The organism is Psychrobacillus sp. AK 1817, assembly GCF_008807035.1.
Lineage (GTDB): Bacteria > Bacillota > Bacilli > Bacillales_A > Planococcaceae > Psychrobacillus > Psychrobacillus faecigallinarum.
The window spans coordinates 228561-246117 of the sequence record NZ_CP031739.1 but is presented as its reverse complement, the minus strand read 5'-3'; the positions used below and the strand labels follow the sequence as shown (position 1 = coordinate 246117).

The window sequence follows — 17557 nt, the reverse complement described above, 5'->3', positions numbered from 1 at the left end:
TGTCTTTATACTATAGACAAACTCAAAGAAATTTGAACATGTCTATAGTCTTTTTGTTATTTAGAATACATAGTAAGAAATTTTTCATTGAGGTGGAAATTTTATTTTGTAAAAGATGTAATTTTATAAACGATTTTGTTGCTCAATTACTTTCAGTGGAAAATCAGTAATCCACCCAATAACCGATTTGGGCGGATTTTTCAAATATTTCTCCGTTCCTTTTATATTATAAAATCGCATAGGAAATCCTGCCTCCCATATCCTATCCATTAGTTCAGTACCAAAGAATTTTTTGTTAAGGTGTATGGCATCATATGAGCGATTAGCTAAAATTTCATCCCAACTGGAATTTTTCTTTCCGATAAAAGCAGTTTTTGTTTTTATAGGCATTCTTTGTATAGTTTCTAGAATGCTTTCTTCAAAAGAAGAGAAATGAACATCCTTAATATTTTTTGTCTTGTACACTACTTCTTCAATTTTTTCTGTTTTTCCAAGAAAAGATTCCTTAAATTCCACGTTTAGCTTCAAATTTGTTTGTTCAAAAAAAGATAGAAAGTCGTCAAAACTAAGTACTCTTGAATATAAAAATCTACGTAGAAACGTTTTCCCTAGTTTTAGCTGAAGAATCTCCTCAGCAGCCATATCAGTTATTCTTCTGTTTATACCCGCTAATCTAAAAAAGTCCAAATCATGGGTAACAAAAGCCACTCCATCCGCTGAAAGTTGCAAATCCATTTCAATTCCGTCCACGCCTATTTTCTTTGCATACTCAAAAGACCTAAGTGAATTTTCGACATACTTTGTAGCGCCACCACGATGCGCGTATACCGGTAGATTAGACATTTAACTCCCCATTTTCTAACTTAAATTTTCCTTTTGTAGTAGTTGTTAATAAGGAAGATTTATTTCCAATTTGTATAATGGTACCCGGATTTGCCTCTTTTGTAACATTAACATAGTATTCTACGTTACTTCTTAGCAATTTTAAAATACGTTGTATTTCTCTATCTGTTTCTTTCACATCCTGCTGTAAAAGATTGTATTTTTGTTTAGTTTTCTCATATATCCCGTTCTGCTGAGTAGTCATATTGTCTTTCAATTCGCCAAGCTGATAGATTTGATAGTTTAATTTAGTTGCTTCCTCTTGTAGCTTTACCATCTTTTCTGCCAAAGTTTTAGCATTTTCGGTTAAGATTTTGCGGTCTATACCTTGCACGACAAGTTCTGTTTTTCTTTCCATGCTATTTCCGCTAAATGCTGTTGTAATTGAATTGACTGCTACAGCCTTTCCTCCAATAATTTTCCCTTTTCGATCATCTAATATAATTTCATGAGCAAAAATAGTTGCACCAAGTGCATAAAAGCCGATATGCACCTGTTCTTTTGCCTGTAGTGTACATTCGTTGGCATGTTTAATATATATATTATTATGTGCCTCTACCTTGGTTATTCCACGACCAAAAATGCCTCCTTTAATAAAGACATCTCCTTCAGCTGATTTTATTAGCTCGGCGGAATTAACTCCTTCTTTACCTTCGATTGAAATATCACCTGAAGCAATAACGGAGTACCCAGCCATCACAGTACCTTTAACTTGAATAGAACCATCAAACTTTAAATTTCCTGTTTCTATTCCAACATCCCCATCTACAATTAAATGTTTTAGTACGGATAACACTCCATTTACTTCACCAATGACACCCTTTGTTTTAGAGCGAAGTACGATTTTACCATCCTCTTCAATTTCATATGCAGATTTTGCATCGTATTTAAGTTGGACGTCATCTCCAGGACTTGCCGGCACATATTCCCCATAGACATTTATACCGTCTATACCTTCTTTAGCAGGAACTTTTTCTCCTAGCCATGATCCCTCTTCTATCTCTTTGATAAAATTCATATCAAAATAATCTGCCTTACCATCTTCGTTTATCACAGGCTTTTTTTCGGCTTGCTCTAAATAACTAACATGCGCATTTTCTCCTTTTTGAGGAGACTTTCCTTGTGCAATTATAAAAGGCTTCCCAGTTTTTAAAGATAATATATCTAATGTTTTTTTGCCAAATTTAATGTTATGTTCTTCGAGTAGCTTATGTATGTGGGTCTGTACTTCTATGATATTATCCTGAATATATGTAGGTGATTCGTTTATAGTCAAAAGTACTTCCATATAATCTGCACTAATGTCTATTTCAATTAAATCTAGCCAATTTCCTATTTCTTGAGGTTCTGTAGATTTAGTCGAGAGTGCTTTTTTTAAAGCTGTAAAACTTGTGATTTTGAAGCGTGGGTATTTTCTAATATATTCTTCGAACTTTTTTAAACTAAAACCATCTTTTTTTGTAAACAAAAAGACCTGTCCATTCTTTTCAGTTATGGTTAAATTATCATTATCTTCAATAACCAATTTCTTCTCAACCCTTCTAAAGATATATTATCTTCTTCAACCTTGAAAACTTGCAAAACTACTTTAAAAATTCATTTTTGAGGAGGGATATTTATTAATCTATTAAACAATACATGTTCCAACATGACATTGATACTACATTAAAAAATATTTTTTCAGATCTTTTCACCCATTAGATAAGTAATAAAGTTTTACTGATCTAATGTATGATAAAACCTGGAGCAATACCATGAATTTTCTGCCAATTTTCAGTATAAATATATTTTACCATAATACTTCAAACAAATATCTATAAGAAAAAAATAATATAATGATTTTACTTTTTCTTAATTTCTAAATCTACTGAATAACTATACTAAGTTATTTACCATTCTAAAAATAAAAAAAGACCCACTCTTAATAGTAGGTCGGGCAACGATATTTAGTTGCTACGTCAAAAGTAAAGTTCATTGGAATGGTGTTAAAAATTCGTTGCACCGTTCACTATTATTTTATATCTGGAAGCTTGATTCTTTCACTTTCAACTAGCCATATTCTCCATACGAATTTTGTCTGCGATCATCGCAATAAATTCACTATTTGTAGGTTTAGACTTTAAGTGATGAACTGTGTAGCCGAACATTTTCGAGATAGTTTCATAGTTTCCACGATTCCATGCTACTTCAATTGCATGACGAATGGCACGCTCAACACGAGAAGGAGTTGTTTGAAATTTTTTTGCTATTTCTGGATATAATACTTTCGTAATGGAGCCTAACAGTTCAATATCAGCATATACCATTTGAATTGCTTCACGAAGATAAGAATAACCTTTAATATGCGCAGGTACTCCCATTTCTTTAATAACATTAGTAATAGTATTATCAATCATGCGCTTATTTTGTAATGCTTCTTTTTCAGGATTGGACTTTGCAGGTGCTTCCTGAATAGAGCCCTTTCTTCCAGCAACCTGAATAATTTGTGTCACTAAACGGTCAAATTCAAAAGGCTTCAGCATGAAATAAGAGGCCCCAAGATCTACAGCCTGTTTCATCACATCTTCCTGACCAAATGCAGTTAACATGATGACTTGTAAGTCCTTCAGCTTGTTATTTTTCTGTAAAGAGTCTAAAACAGCAATTCCATCAAGATGCGGCATGATAATATCCAACAGCAAAACGTCTGGTTTGATTGATTCTAACAATTCCAAACATAATTTTCCATTATAAGCAGTACCGATAACCTCTATTTCAGGATGCTGCTCAAAATAAGAATCCATTGTGCGTATTAAATCTTTGTTATCGTCGACTATTGCAATTTTTATTTTCTCCATATAAGTTCATCCACCTTTTGTAATTTTTTACATAGATATTATTCGCTATCTTTTTCCCACTTCCTTTTTATAAAATAAAAATGATTCTTTCCTATTATGATTACGTGGTATTACGACAAATTGTAAATCTTTTCTTATGCTTTGTCGAATTTTATTCATTAACATTTTAAACCTATGTATCGTATAAACGCAAGACCTTATATCCACCTTAAGACACCAAAAAGGCTACATCCAAAATAGGATGTAGCCTTTTCATCTATACTTCATGGATTTTTTTTCATCATCTCAGTTATTGCTAAAGCTGCACCGTTTTTGGGTTTGTCGACATACATATGAGTTACGACACCAATAATTTTGTCTGCCTGGATGATTGGGCTACCGCTCATTCCTTGGAGAATTCCACCTGTCTTTTTGATAAGCTGATGATCGGTCACAGTGAATTGAAATAAATGTCCATCGACAGAAGAGATGTTAATTGTAAAGTCTTGTACTTTTTCACCATCGATTGAAGTACGCATGATAGCTTTGCCAGTCGTAATTTCTTCTTTTTCTGCTACTGCTACCTGATGCATTGGAATATTGGCTAATGCTTTGTTTTCTAACTTACCGAAAACTCCATAAACGTTATTTTCATTTACTCCTCCAATGGGAGGACTATTGTTTCCGTGTGAAGTAATTTTATATCCAGGTTTGCCAGGAATGCTTTTTTTAATTTGCTCAATAGAGGACAAATAAATAGAGCCCTCTGAAAATTTTGGCGTAACACCAGATGTATGATCGACAATTTGGTGCCCTAATGCGCCAAATTCATTGGTTGAAGGATCGAAATAGGTTAAAGTTCCAATTCCTTCAGTTGCATCACGCAAGAAAGGAAAGAGTTTAATCATTTGATCAGCACTCATATCTTTCGTATACATTGTTTTGTTGCGCTCATACTGAATAATAATTTGTTTCTTGTCTTTCAATTGTCTTTTTAAGTCATCAATACTCGATATCGTTTGGTCGTTTATTTGATGAATTGTATCACCAGATTTTAGCCAATAATCATCTGTTATCAAGACATCATGACTAAGAAATACAGATCCGTATTGGAGGTCGATCTGAATAGATTGCCCAAGTGGGACAACGGAAACTTTAGAAGCAAATGCAGTGGTGCTTAGAAAGAATAAAGTCAAGAAAATAATTGGCAAAAGCGACCAAATTCGATAGCTTTTTTTCATATTTCACCTCCCATACACTTTACTATGTCCTTCGCTAAGAACTCTATGTGAGGTAAATAATTGATAAAAAAAGAAGACCCAAAAGTAATGGGTCCTCAAGAGTTTCTTAACACTTTTTTTCGTTCATATGCAATTTTTAGTAATTCTTTGGAGTGCTTTAAAGTAGTAGTTGTGATTTCCGTGCCTGACATCATTCTGCTTAATTCCTCGGCCCGTTGGTCATCCGTTATTTCTTCCAGCAACGTATAGGTACGATTTCCAGAAACTTCTTTTCTAATCAATAAATGCTGGTCAGCCATCGCTGCAACTTGGGAAAGATGAGATATACACAAAACTTGTGAATTTGTCGCAATGCCCGCAATTTTTTCAGCAATCGCTTGGGCAACTCGGCCGCTCACACCAGTATCTACCTCATCAAAAATAATAGAGGTAATGCCTTGATGCTTCGAAAAAATACTTTTTAAAGCAAGCATCATTCTAGATAATTCGCCACCTGAAGCAATTTTAGTTAAAGCCTTTAACGGTTCACCAACGTTTGTAGATATATAAAAGGATAAATCGTCTATACCATCTTCATTATAGATAGGATTAGGATGATCATGGAACATAACAGCAAAAGTTGCTTTTTCCATATAAAGCTCCTGAAGCTGCTCCATAATAGCGTTACTCAACAAGGAAGATGCGGCCTTCCGTTTATCGGTTAACTCGTTAGCCTCTAGCTGAAGATCTATTTCAATTTGACGTATTTTTTCTGCCATTTTTTGAATTTGTTCATCTCGATTGACTAATTGGTCCAAGCTATGTTGAATCTGTTCTTTGTATTCAAGAATTTCTTCAATCGAGGCTCCATATTTTCTTTTTAAAGTCTGTATTAAAGCCAATCGATCTTCTACAATTTGAAGTTGATTGCTGTCATACTCCATTTCATCTAAATCATTTTTAAGTTGATGTGCTGCGTCCTGCAATATATAAAATGCCGAAGAAACGCTTTCGCTTAAATCCTTCATATTCTCGTCTACATCCGAAATATCTTGTAAATCAGACATAGCAGAACCTATATAGTCTAATCCTTTAGATTCTCCTAAAATGGCATCATATGAGCTGCTGATTTTATCAAACATTTTATGAAAGTTTAATAGCTTTTTCTTTTCATTCTGAAGAGATTCTTCTTCTCCTCTTTTTAATTGAGCTTCATCAATTTCTTCTACTTGAAATGTGTACAGGTCAATTTTATGGGCAATTTGCTGCTCATTTTCCGTCAATGTAGCCAATTCTTTTTTCCATTTTTTGTATTTACTAAATAATTCCCTATACGCTTCTTTTACTGCCTTCAGGTCGTCTCCAGCAAATTGGTCAAGCAAGTGAATATGTGCCTTGTCATCCATTAGCTCTTGGCTTTCATGCTGACCATGGATATCTATTAAACTGGCACCAATTTCTCTTAAAATACCAATTGTTACAAGTTTCCCATTTACTCTACAGACACTTTTTCCAGACTCATTTATATCTCTTCTCAAAATGATTGTTTCCTCATCTTTATCAATACCAACATCTAGCATTTTCTTAAAAACGCTATGCTTTGGATCTGAAATGATAAATAGTCCCTCTAGCTCTGCCTTTTTTGCGCCATGTCGAATAAATTCCTGTGATCCTCTACCTCCGCAAAGCAGATGAACCGCATCAATAATGATTGATTTTCCAGCTCCAGTTTCACCAGTTAGCACAGTTAAACCTTCTTCAAAGCTTACAGTAAGTTCATCTATTATCGCAAAATTTTTAATGGAAAGTTCTTTTAACAAACCTATCACCTCTATTTAAAGATAGAACAGCTTGAATGTATAAGTGAAGTAGATTTCACTTATACATTTAAGTGATATTCCTATAACATTTCAAGCAATCGGCTTTTAACTGCCTCACAATCACTTTCGGCTCTGCAAAGGATCAGACACGTATCATCGCCACAAATTGTGCCCAATATTTCTTCCCAATCCAAATAATCAATTAAAGAACCTATTGCGTGAGCATTTCCTGGCAGTGTCTTCATCACTAAGAAATGGCTAGCTCCATCAATGCTAACAAAGGCATCTGTTAACGCTCTATGCAGTTTTTGCATAGGATTGAATCTTTGGTCTGCCGGGAGGCTATACTTGTAGTTTCCATTTGGCAATGGAACTTTCACTAAATGTAATTCCTTAATATCTCTAGAGACAGTCGCTTGAGTTACGTTAACACCTGCGTTCTTAAGATGATCTACTAAGTCGTCTTGAGTCTCGATTTCATAATTCGCGATAATATCTCTTATACGAATATGCCGTTGTCCTTTGTTCATAATTATCTCCTTGCTGTATAAATATTCTATTTTAATTATACCTTAGCATTTCATTGCAAAAGTAACAAGAAAAAACGCGACTCATGATGAGTCGCGGGTTATTTTAACGAATTATGTGCCTCATTAACTAGTTTTTCAAAGTCTATGTCATGTGAGGTAACTTCTCCCTCGTTTACACTAACCAGATGAAATAGAAATTCTATATTTCCCTCTCCCCCGGTTATAGGCGAAAAGGAAGCATTTTTTAATTGGAAGTTTTGGCTTTCAGCAAAATCTGCTATCTCCTTCAAGACTTCTATATGAACAACTTTTTCTCTAACTACACCTTTTTTGCCTACTCGATCTTTTCCAGCCTCAAACTGCGGCTTAACTAATGCAATAACGTCTCCACCAGGAAGCAAGATCGTTTTTAATGTTGGAAAGATAAGCTTAAGCGAGATAAAAGAAACATCTATAGAGGCAAAGGATGGTAATCCTTCTTGAAAATCAGCAGGTGTGGAGTAACGGAAGTTTGTCTTTTCCATTACAGTTACACGTGAATCCTGCCTTATTTTCCATGCCAATTGATTACTACCGACATCCAGTGCATACGCATGTGAAACGCCATTTTGGAGTCCACAATCTGTAAATCCCCCAGTTGAAGAGCCAATATCGAGCATGATCTTATTCTCAATCTCTATGTCAAACTGCTCTATTGCTTTTTCGAGTTTCAAACCGCCACGGCTGACATATTTCAGCACCTGACCCTTAACAGTTAAAATAGAAGTGGTTTCAATCTTCTCTCCCGGTTTGTCTATTCTCTCTTCGTTCTTGTAGATGAGACCTGCCATAATAGCACGTTTAGCTTTTTCTCTTGTTTCAAACAAACCTTGTTCTACTAAGAGTATGTCTACTCTCTCCTTTGGAATCTTGCTCATAAGGAGATATACCTTGGGCTTTCATTTACGGAAGTTTTTACAAGTTCCACAATGCTTTCAGTTGTAATATTAATCTCTTGCAGCAACTGATTTACTTCACCATGTTCAATGAAGATATCCGGAATACCGATACGCTTAACATTTGCTTGTAGGTTTTGTTCATTATAAAACTCTAGGACAGCACTGCCAAATCCACCTTGTAATGCACTTTCTTCCACAGTAATAATAGGGATGTTGCGTTTTTGAATATCTTTAAGCATTTCTTCGTCTAAAGGTTTAATAAATCGAGCATTTACAACTTCTACAGAGATATTTAGTTTACTTAATTCGTCCGCTGCTTGTAGTGCCATTGAAATAGTTGTACCAAAAGTAAGAATCACTGCTTGACTGCCTTCTTTTAAGACTTCCCAAGTGCCGATTGGAATTGGATGTAATTCTTCGTCCATCATAACACCAAGACCATTACCACGCGGATAACGAAGAGCAATTGGGCCATCAGAGTAGTCAAATGCTGTTTTGACCATATGTTGTCCTTCATTTTCATCTTTTGGCATCATGATAACCATATTAGGCATATGTCTAAGGAAGGAAATATCAAATACTCCTTGATGTGTTTCTCCATCTGCCCCAACTAATCCAGCACGATCTATTCCGATTACCACATTTAAGTTTTGACGACAAATATCATGAAGCACCTGATCATATGCACGTTGAAGGAATGTTGAATAAATAACTAATAAAGGTTTCATACCTTCCGCTGCCATTCCTGCTGCCATTGTAGTGGCATGTTGTTCTGCAATACCTACATCGAACATTCTATCTGGAAACTCTGATGCAAACCCTTCCAATTTCGAACCTACTGGCATTGCAGGTGTGATAGCAACAATACGGCGATCATCACGAGCTAGTTTCCTTGCTGTCTCAGCTACTAGCGCACTCCAGGAAGGTGCTTTTGAAGAAGACTTAACGAAATCTCCAGTCTCCATTTTATAGGGACCTGTACCATGCCATGTTCCAATTTTGTCTTGTTCAGCAGGTTTAAAACCTTTACCCTTTTTAGTGATAACATGGATAAGAACAGGACCTTTCATCTTTTTGGCATTCTTCAGGTTTTCTTCTAAGTCTTCAAAGCTGTGGCCATCAATTGGTCCTAGATAAGTAAAACCTAATTCTTCAAAAAATGCGCCTGATACAAGTAGGTATTTCATAGTGTCTTTAAGACGTTCAGCTGTGCCAGCTAATTTGCCGCCAACTGCTGGAATTTTTTTCAGAAGTGACTCAATTTCATCCTTAGCTTTGTTATATGTGCCATGAGTACGTAATTTTCCAAGGACATTATGCAAAGCTCCCACATTAGGTGCAATAGACATTTCGTTGTCATTCAAAATGACAATCATATCGGTTTTTTCGTGTCCAATATGGTTCAATGCCTCTAATGCCATACCACCAGTAAGAGCACCATCTCCAATAATAGGAATAACATAGTTTTTCTTTTTCTGTATATCCCTAGCCTTAGCCATTCCCATTGCTGCAGATAGCGAGGTTGAACTATGCCCTGCCTCCCAAACATCGTGCTCACTTTCAATCATTTTTGGAAATCCACAAAGACCCTTGAATTGGCGAAGAGTATCGAATTGATCTGCACGACCCGTGAGAATCTTGTGAACATAAGCTTGGTGTCCAACATCCCAAAGAAATTTGTCATCTGGACTATTAAACGCCTTGTGCAGTGCAACCGTTAGCTCTACTACACCTAGATTCGGTCCAATATGTCCACCTGTTACTGATAATTTTTCTATTAAAAACGAACGAATATCTTCACTTAAGTCCTTTAATTGTTCATTGTCTAAACTTTTTAAAAAGGATGGACCAGAAATTGAAGTTAAATCCATTGCCATCACACACCTTCTTTTAGATTTCCTTAAATACAGCTAGGTATAATCATATCAATATTTACTCATAAAACAAAATTATACGCTATTTATTTTGACCTTTTTGTTATGTAATTAGCAAGTTCTATTAAAAGTCCATCGTTAAGATTTACTTGGTTAAGTGCCTCAGTTGCTAAATCATACTGTCTTTTTAGTTGTTCTTTGGCACCAGCCATTGTAAGTATAGAAGGATACGTATTCTTTTCACTTAATATATCTTTTCCTGCAGTTTTTCCTAATTGCTCGGAGGTACCCTCAATATCAAGAATATCATCTTGAATTTGAAATGCCAGACCAATGTGGAAAGCATATTGACGCAAGGCATCCATGACTTCCTCGTTAGCTTTTGCAATAATTCCTCCTGCTATAATACTGAATAACAAGAGTGCACCGGTTTTGTTAATATGGACCTCTTCTAATTCCTCTAAGGATAAAGTTTTGCCCTCACCAAGAATGTCTAATACTTGGCCACCAACCATCCCTTCAGCTCCTGAAGCAAAACTAAGACGGTCGATTAAGAAGACTTTTTGTTCAGCATCCAGATTTTTTAGTCTCGCAATAATTCCAAAAGCCAATGTTACTAAAGCATCTCCAGCAAGAATCGCCAAAGCCTCTCCAAAAACTTTATGGTTAGTTGGCTTTCCTCTACGAAGATCGTCATTATCCATGCTAGGTAAATCATCATGTATTAAAGAATAAGTATGAATCATCTCTATTGTGCTAGCAACTTTTATGGCATCTTCGTTTTTCACGTTTAGTTCCTGTAAAACCGCTAGCGTATATAAGGGACGTATTCTCTTTCCACCAGCTTTAAGGGAATATAGCATTGCTTCTTTTAGTTGAGAAGGTGCTTGAATTTCATTAATCATCGATTCCAGCTGTTGTTCAATAAGCGGTTGGTTGGCTTGGATAAATGCATTTAAGTTACTCATCAGTTTTCCCTGCTTCTTCTTTATTTTCGCCCATGAAAGATACTAATTGTTTCTCAGCGCTTTGTAATTTGTCACTGCACAATTTAGATAGTTCCATTCCTTTTTGATAAAGTTCAATCGCATTTTCAAGAGGAACATCCCCTTGTTCTAGCTGTCGTACAATTTGTTCTAATTGTAGCATTGCCTCATCGAATGGAATTTCTTTTTTTGCCATGCTATTTTACCCCCTCTTTACTAACTGCTTGTTGAACTGTAGCCTCTATTTGACCATCTGATAATGTTACAAAAATAGAATCGCCCTGTTGGACATCCTCTACAGACTTAACTAATATGCCTTCTTTGTAAGTAATACTATATCCCCGATCCATAATTTTCAAAGGATTTAACGCCTGCAGAGTTCTTAACGACCCAGTAAACTGTTGTCGATTTTTTTCAAAAGATGCAATCATTGCTTGTGTGAGTTGATTGGTACTTGTTTGTAATGTTTTTGACTGTATCGTTATAAGCTTTTGTGGGGAAAGTTGTTTAAATCTATTTTCTAACTGAAAAAAGTCCCTGTTTTTTTCTTGTGATATCCGTTTAACTTCTTTATGAAGTTGTTGTTCTGCCCGAATATACCTTTCTATAAAAGGACGATACAGTTTTTCTGGAGTTGCCATTACAGGCGAAGTAATAGCCCTACGGTATCTATTTTTTTCATCGGCAAGTCTTTTCGTAACAAAATGAAGACTAGCCGATTGGTAAGACAAAATATTCTTCATTAAGTTCTCTTTACTAGGTACTGCCATTTCTGCTGCTGCCGTAGGAGTAGGTGCCCTCAAATCAGATACAAAGTCAGCGATAGTCGTATCTGTTTCATGGCCAACAGCACTAATAATGGGAATTTTGCTCTCTGCAATAGCACGAGCAACTATTTCCTCATTAAATGCCCAAAGATCCTCAATGGAGCCTCCTCCTCTTCCCACTATCATCACATCAATATCACCTAAGGCGTTTGCCTCCCTAATAGACTCCACTATTGAAGGCGCTGCCTGTGGACCTTGAACGATACTTGGGAACACGAGGACCTCACTAATTGGATAACGTCTTTCCAAAGTAGTCAAAATATCTCGTATCGCTGCTCCTGTCTTTGAAGTAACAACACCAATCTTTTTAGGGAAAGCTGGCAGCTGTTTTTTTCTGCTAGGATGGAAAAGACCTTCTTGTTCAAGCTTTTTCTTTAACTGCTCAAAAGCAAGAAAAAGTTCACCTATTCCGTCCGGCTGTATAGAAGATGCATATAGCTGATATTGACCTGCTGCCTCAAATACATTTATATCCCCACGCACCAACACATTCATGCCACTCTCAGGTACAAATTTAAGACCTCGAGCATTCATAGCAAACATGACAGATGTTAAACGAGCTGACTCATCTTTTAGAGTGAAATAGATGTGACCACTAGAATGTACCTTCACATTGGAAAGTTCTCCTTTAACGTACACATCACGCAAATGGGTATCTGCATCAAATTTTCTTTTTATGTATTTAGTTAAAGCTTTTACAGTTAAATATGTATGAGACATAATATCAACTCCTACTACTTGATGACAAGCTAAAAGCTGTTCTACTGTAGAACAGCTTTTAGCTTATTTATCTAGTGTATTCTCAGCAGCCAAGCATGTATTTTCCATTAACATAGCAATAGTCATTGGTCCTACTCCTCCAGGAACTGGAGTAATTTTAGATGCTACTTCTTTTGCAGAAGCAAAATCTACGTCACCGCATAACTTGTTGTCTTCATTTCGATGTATTCCAACATCAATTACAACTACGCCTTCTTTTAAGTAGCTAGAGTCAATCATTTTCGGCTGACCTGTAGCCACTATTAAAATATCAGCTTGCTTTGTAATATTATGTAAGTTCTTCGTTTTTGAGTGGCAGTAAGTTACCGTAGCATTCTTTTGTAAAAGGAGCTGACCCATTGGTTTTCCAACGATATTACTTCGCCCAATAACCACAGCGTGTTTTCCTTCTATTTCAATGTCGCTATATTCTAATAGCTTCATCACCCCAAAAGGTGTACAAGATAGGAAGGTCGGCTGACCAATCATCATCTTTCCTACGCTTACTGGATGAAATCCATCTACATCTTTCAATGGAGATATAGCTGCAATTACACGATCCTCATTGATTTGTTTAGGGAGGGGCAACTGAACTAGAATGCCATGTATCTTTTCGTCCTGATTTAGCTTTTCAACACTATTTAAAAGTTCTTCTTCAGATATAGTTTCTTCCAGCTCAATCATAACCGAGTACATACCAAGTCTTTCACATGTTCTAGTTTTACTGTTCACATAGGTTTGAGAAGCTGGATCACTACCAACTAATACAACAGCTAATCCTGGTGTAATACCTTTTGCTTTTAGATTATCTACACGTTCTTTTACTTTTTCTGTAACTTTTCCAGCTATTTCTTTTCCATTAATTAGATTATCTGCCACTATAAACGCTCCTTAATGTTGAAGATTATTGCTCTGTATATTTGGATAATACTCCATTAACAAATCTACTTGATTTTTCGTCTCCATAAACTTTGCATATTTCTAATGCCTCATTTATAACTACTTTTGCTGGAGCTTCGTTTGCATATAATAATTCATAAACAGCTATACGAAGAACTGTTCTTTCGATTTTTGGCAATCTGGATAAAGACCAGTTTTCTAGCTTGTCTGATAAAGAGGCATCGATTTCTTCTTTATGTTCAATTGTACCCTTTACTAAATCTGTTAAAAAAGGGTCATTTTCTTCAGTAACATGCCCTATAGCTTCTTCTATTGTAATTTCATGATTGTCTAGCTGGAATATTGCCTGCAGTGCTAGCTCCCTTGCTTTTCTACGTTTCATTATTTGTTCTCCTTTAAATGTAGCTATCTAACCCATAATAGCATATTTTTTTAGAAAGTGCTTATTAGAAAGAAGAAAATAAGAAAAAGAGCCCCTAGGGAGCCCTTTTCTATTATTCTGTAGCTTCAAATTGCACACCAGTAATATGAACATTTACTTCTTTTGGAACTAAACTAGTCATATTCTCAATTGCTTGGCGTATTTGGGATTGGACTTCTCTTGCAACAGTTGGTACGGAAGCACCGTATTTTACTAGACAATATACGTCAATATACAAACCATCATTTGTTATTTCTGTTTTAATGCCTTTACCATGCACCTTTTTTCCTAATCTTTCTACTACTCCTGCAGCAAAGTTTCCTCGCGTTCCCGCGATACCCTCTACTTCATTTGTAGCAATTCCAGCAATTACTGTGATTACTTCAGGAGCAATTTCAATTGTTCCTAAGTACTCTTTGCCTTCAGGAGTCATTTGAACAAATTTTTGTTCGGTTGTTTCTGTCATATGGCTCACTCCTTTTTATGAATTCATCACATCGTATTTCTCTAAAAACTTTGTATCAAAATCTCCAGATACAAATACCTCGTGATTCATGAGCTTTTCATGAAAGGCAATTGTTGTTTCCACACCTTCGATTGCAAATTCTCCAAGTGCGCGCTTCATCTTAGCAATTGCCTCTTCTCTCGTTTCACCATACGTGATAAGTTTAGCCACCATAGAATCATAAAACGGTGGAATCGTATAGCCTGGGTATACTGCTGAATCCACTCTTACCCCCAGTCCACCTGGCGGTAAATAAAATTCAACAAGTCCTGGAGATGGCATGAAGTTTTTATCTGGGTTTTCTGCATTGATACGACATTCTATAGCCCATCCATTAAGTTTAATATCTTTTTGTGCGAAAGGCAATTTTTCTCCTGCTGCAACTTTTAACATTTGTTTTATTAGATCTATGCCAGTTATCATTTCCGTAACAGGATGCTCCACTTGAATTCGGGTATTCATCTCCATAAAGTAAAACTTTTGGTTGATATGGTCAAAGATAAACTCAACCGTCCCAGCGCTTTCATAACCAACAGCTAGGGCAGCTTTAACTGCTGCATTACCCATTTCAGCGCGCAGTTCCTCAGATAGTGCTGGGGATGGAGCTTCCTCTACAAGCTTTTGCATACGTCTTTGCACGGAGCAATCTCTCTCTCCTAAATGCACTGCATTTCCATAAGAATCTGCTAGCACTTGAATCTCTACATGACGAAATACCTCTATATATTTTTCTAAGTAAACGCCAGGGTTACCGAATGCTGCTGCCGCTTCTTTTTGTGTTATTTTAATCCCTTTGATCAAGTCTGCTTCATCTTTTGCTACTCGTATTCCTTTACCACCACCACCAGCGGTCGCTTTGATGATGACTGGAAAACCTATTTCATTTGCTACTTTTAGTGCGTCCTCTTCGGTTTCAACGATTCCCTTAGATCCAGGAACAGTCGGTACTCCTGCTTTTTGCATAGTTTCCTTAGCAACATCCTTTATACCCATGCTTTTAATCGCTTGTGATGTAGGACCAATAAACTTAATGTCGCACTCCTCACAAAGCTCTGCAAATTCAGCATTTTCGGCTAAGAATCCATAACCCGGATGTATGCCTTCGCAGCCAGTTAACTTGGCCACACTGATAATATTTGAAAAGTTCAAATAGGAGTCTTTCGATAATCTAGGCCCTATACAATAAGCCTCATCTGCTAGTTGTACATGTAAAGCCTCTCGATCCGCTTCAGAATATACAGCAACAGTTTCAATATCAAGTTCTTTACATGCTCTAATTATACGAACAGCTATTTCGCCACGATTGGCAATCAACACTTTTTTCATGATGCTTACCCCTTTCCTCTTTTGTTTTCCTATTTATGCTTTTACTAGGAACAGAGGTTGGCCATATTCTACCAATTGTCCGTCTTTAACTAGGATTTCCACAATTTCTCCGTCTACTTCTGCTTCAATTTCATTGAATAGTTTCATCGCTTCTACGATACATACGATTGAGTCAGCAGTCACTTTACTACCAACTTGTACATATGCAGGCGTATCTGGAGAAGAAGATTGATAAAATGTGCCGACCATTGGAGAAGTAATTTTATGTAAAGAACTATTATCTTCTTCAACTGGAGCTAGTTTTGCTACTTGATTTTCTGTTTCTACTACTTTTGGAGCCTCGTTAACAACCGGAGCCTGTATTGTTTCTACTTTCGAAGCCTCTCCAACTGATGAGCTTTCTAATGATTGAATAGTCGATTTGTGAGAGTTTTTATCCCCTCTTTTAATCTTAATTTTAGTTCCTTCTGATTCATATGAAAACTCATCTAGTGTAGACTGATCAATTAGCTTAATAATTTCTCTGATTTCTTGGATCTTCATTTAGCCCATCTCCCTTAATTACTATTTAATACTTCCCTTTTCATTTTAGTCGTTTTTAGTTTAATTGGGAATAGAAACGTTTAAATGTTCATTACTTTTAGGGAATAACAGACTTAAACAAACCAAAAACTACCTTTTATACAGTAACTTTAATACGCTATATTAGTGAATTTTTCAAAAAAAATTAAACCATAAATTGTTATATATAGTATAAACAGAAAAAAAGTGCCCGTTATAGGCACCTCTCTTACAGACCATCAAATTTTACTTCTACTTGATAAGCTTGAGGATATTCTCTCTTCACTGCATAAACAATATCAGAAGCCTTTTTTGAGGATTGCTCATTTGAAACTACATCAATCAACACTTTGTTGTCCTCTATACGAACTAAGGCATCATCATAGCCTAGGGACTTTATGATAAGCTCCAACATCGCTTCTGTTGAATCTATTTTCACTAACTGCTCAATTTGAGAATATGCCTCATTTTTTTGCTCAGCTGTAAATTCAGTTGAAGCAACCTTAGATTCAAGTTGCTCATGGAGTTGACTACGTTTTTCTTGAACTTCCATACGTAACTCTTCATAAGCATTACTGTGAGAAACAAATGATTCTTCATTTGTGGAAGCTGTTTCTACTAACTTAACATCCTCTACCGAGTCATTTGAAAATAAAGCAATTCCATCAAAAGGGGATGGTTTTTCTGTTGCGTAATACACGGTTACCACTGCAACTAAGCTTAATAAAGTTAAAAACCAAACGGATCTCTTTTTAATATTCATATTATTTATCCTCCAATTCCATTTCTTCTATCACTATTCGATGTGGAGATATTTGCAAAACAGATGAAAGGGTTTTTATAAGATTGTTTTTTATACGATTATCGCTCGCTCCTTCCGCAACTACCAGTATTCCAATCAGTTCTTCTTTTTCCATCTTGCTCTCACTTGTCCATTGGAAAAATGATGAATCACTTTCCTTTTTATTTTCAGATCGTTCTGCGTAATGAAAGTAAATAGACACCTTGCCAACCCCATGAATTTTTTCAAGTATTTCTGAGAGCTCATCCTTCGTTTGAGCTTCTGGAGGGGTGGAATTGTTTTTTACGTCATCCGTCAGCCCAAAAATCTCTGAAAATAAGAGACTAATGACTAATACTGCTAAACTTATAACTACAAAACGAAAAGTGGGTTTTTGTTTTAATGAGATAG

18 protein-coding genes are annotated in these 17557 nt (G+C 36.0%); all 18 read right to left on the bottom strand.

Annotated elements, in window-relative coordinates; translation table 11 throughout:
* Window positions 1-123 precede the first annotated feature (123 nt).
* Complete coding sequence (locus D0S48_RS01230; protein ID WP_151109515.1) at window positions 124-843, bottom strand: glycerophosphodiester phosphodiesterase; 720 nt, start codon at window positions 841-843, stop codon at window positions 124-126.
* A complete protein-coding gene (locus D0S48_RS01225; protein ID WP_151109513.1) occupies window positions 836-2407 on the bottom strand; it encodes a flagellar assembly protein A in 1572 nt (523 codons plus the stop codon). The genes D0S48_RS01230 and D0S48_RS01225 overlap by 8 nt, the downstream gene beginning before the upstream one ends.
* 520 nt (window positions 2408-2927) lie before the next feature.
* Entirely contained in the window at window positions 2928-3719 is a 792-nt protein-coding gene (spo0A, locus tag D0S48_RS01220; RefSeq protein WP_144536046.1) for a sporulation transcription factor Spo0A, read from the bottom strand.
* Window positions 3720-3982: 263 nt separating this feature from the next.
* Entirely contained in the window at window positions 3983-4939 is a 957-nt protein-coding gene (locus D0S48_RS01215) for a SpoIVB peptidase S55 domain-containing protein (protein WP_151109511.1), read from the bottom strand.
* Window positions 4940-5034: 95 nt separating this feature from the next.
* Window positions 5035-6738 carry a DNA repair protein RecN gene (gene recN, locus D0S48_RS01210; protein WP_151109509.1) on the bottom strand — a complete coding sequence of 568 codons (1704 nt, stop codon included), beginning with the start codon at window positions 6736-6738 and terminating at the stop codon, window positions 5035-5037.
* A gap of 80 nt (window positions 6739-6818) precedes the next feature.
* Entirely contained in the window at window positions 6819-7268 is a 450-nt protein-coding gene (ahrC, locus tag D0S48_RS01205) for a transcriptional regulator AhrC/ArgR (RefSeq protein ID WP_144536042.1), read from the bottom strand.
* Between the two features lie 98 nt (window positions 7269-7366).
* Window positions 7367-8185: a TlyA family RNA methyltransferase gene (locus D0S48_RS01200; protein ID WP_144536040.1), complete on the bottom strand. Its 819-nt coding sequence runs from the start codon at window positions 8183-8185 to the stop codon at window positions 7367-7369.
* Window positions 8182-10077, bottom strand: coding sequence for a 1-deoxy-D-xylulose-5-phosphate synthase (gene dxs, locus D0S48_RS01195; protein ID WP_151109507.1), 1896 nt, complete (start codon window positions 10075-10077; stop codon window positions 8182-8184). The genes D0S48_RS01200 and dxs overlap by 4 nt, the downstream gene beginning before the upstream one ends.
* 89 nt (window positions 10078-10166) lie before the next feature.
* Window positions 10167-11048 carry a polyprenyl synthetase family protein gene (locus tag D0S48_RS01190; protein WP_151109505.1) on the bottom strand — a complete coding sequence of 294 codons (882 nt, stop codon included), beginning with the start codon at window positions 11046-11048 and terminating at the stop codon, window positions 10167-10169.
* A complete protein-coding gene (gene xseB / locus D0S48_RS01185) occupies window positions 11041-11262 on the bottom strand; it encodes an exodeoxyribonuclease VII small subunit (protein WP_151109503.1) in 222 nt (73 codons plus the stop codon). Before xseB ends, D0S48_RS01190 begins: the two co-directional genes overlap by 8 nt.
* A gap of 1 nt (window position 11263) precedes the next feature.
* Window positions 11264-12616, bottom strand: coding sequence for an exodeoxyribonuclease VII large subunit (gene xseA, locus D0S48_RS01180; protein ID WP_151109501.1), 1353 nt, complete (start codon window positions 12614-12616; stop codon window positions 11264-11266).
* A gap of 60 nt (window positions 12617-12676) precedes the next feature.
* Window positions 12677-13531, bottom strand: coding sequence for a bifunctional methylenetetrahydrofolate dehydrogenase/methenyltetrahydrofolate cyclohydrolase FolD (gene folD / locus D0S48_RS01175; protein ID WP_151109499.1), 855 nt, complete (start codon window positions 13529-13531; stop codon window positions 12677-12679).
* A gap of 25 nt (window positions 13532-13556) precedes the next feature.
* Entirely contained in the window at window positions 13557-13934 is a 378-nt protein-coding gene (nusB, locus tag D0S48_RS01170) for a transcription antitermination factor NusB (RefSeq protein ID WP_144536018.1), read from the bottom strand.
* A 112-nt stretch (window positions 13935-14046) separates the two neighbouring features.
* Entirely contained in the window at window positions 14047-14439 is a 393-nt protein-coding gene (locus D0S48_RS01165; protein WP_144536016.1) for an Asp23/Gls24 family envelope stress response protein, read from the bottom strand.
* 15 nt (window positions 14440-14454) lie between these two features.
* Complete coding sequence (gene accC / locus D0S48_RS01160; protein WP_191696879.1) at window positions 14455-15804, bottom strand: acetyl-CoA carboxylase biotin carboxylase subunit; 1350 nt, start codon at window positions 15802-15804, stop codon at window positions 14455-14457.
* Between the two features lie 33 nt (window positions 15805-15837).
* Window positions 15838-16347: an acetyl-CoA carboxylase biotin carboxyl carrier protein gene (gene accB, locus D0S48_RS01155; RefSeq protein ID WP_144536012.1), complete on the bottom strand. Its 510-nt coding sequence runs from the start codon at window positions 16345-16347 to the stop codon at window positions 15838-15840.
* 247 nt (window positions 16348-16594) lie between these two features.
* The gene (locus D0S48_RS01150; RefSeq protein WP_144536010.1) at window positions 16595-17128 is read right to left on the bottom strand and encodes a SpoIIIAH-like family protein; all 534 of its coding nucleotides are present in this window, start codon (window positions 17126-17128) and stop codon (window positions 16595-16597) included.
* A 1-nt stretch (window position 17129) separates the two neighbouring features.
* A complete protein-coding gene (locus tag D0S48_RS01145) occupies window positions 17130-17369 on the bottom strand; it encodes a hypothetical protein (protein ID WP_144536008.1) in 240 nt (79 codons plus the stop codon).
* Window positions 17370-17557 lie beyond the last annotated feature (188 nt).

Coding starts and splice junctions, on each gene's coding strand:
- D0S48_RS01230 (WP_151109515.1), bottom strand. CDS start 843: ATGTCTAATCTACCGGTATACGCGCATCGTGGTGGCGCTACAAAGTAT.
- D0S48_RS01200 (WP_144536040.1), bottom strand. CDS start 8,185: ATGAGCAAGATTCCAAAGGAGAGAGTAGACATACTCTTAGTAGAACAA.
- D0S48_RS01190 (WP_151109505.1), bottom strand. CDS start 11,048: ATGAGTAACTTAAATGCATTTATCCAAGCCAACCAACCGCTTATTGAA.
- accC (WP_191696879.1), bottom strand. CDS start 15,804: ATGAAAAAAGTGTTGATTGCCAATCGTGGCGAAATAGCTGTTCGTATA.
- dxs (WP_151109507.1), bottom strand. CDS start 10,077: ATGGATTTAACTTCAATTTCTGGTCCATCCTTTTTAAAAAGTTTAGAC.
- D0S48_RS01150 (WP_144536010.1), bottom strand. CDS start 17,128: ATGAATATTAAAAAGAGATCCGTTTGGTTTTTAACTTTATTAAGCTTA.
- ahrC (WP_144536042.1), bottom strand. CDS start 7,268: ATGAACAAAGGACAACGGCATATTCGTATAAGAGATATTATCGCGAAT.
- spo0A (WP_144536046.1), bottom strand. CDS start 3,719: ATGGAGAAAATAAAAATTGCAATAGTCGACGATAACAAAGATTTAATA.
- xseB (WP_151109503.1), bottom strand. CDS start 11,262: ATGGCAAAAAAAGAAATTCCATTCGATGAGGCAATGCTACAATTAGAA.
- accB (WP_144536012.1), bottom strand. CDS start 16,347: ATGAAGATCCAAGAAATCAGAGAAATTATTAAGCTAATTGATCAGTCT.
- D0S48_RS01215 (WP_151109511.1), bottom strand. CDS start 4,939: ATGAAAAAAAGCTATCGAATTTGGTCGCTTTTGCCAATTATTTTCTTG.
- nusB (WP_144536018.1), bottom strand. CDS start 13,934: ATGAAACGTAGAAAAGCAAGGGAGCTAGCACTGCAGGCAATATTCCAG.
- D0S48_RS01165 (WP_144536016.1), bottom strand. CDS start 14,439: ATGACAGAAACAACCGAACAAAAATTTGTTCAAATGACTCCTGAAGGC.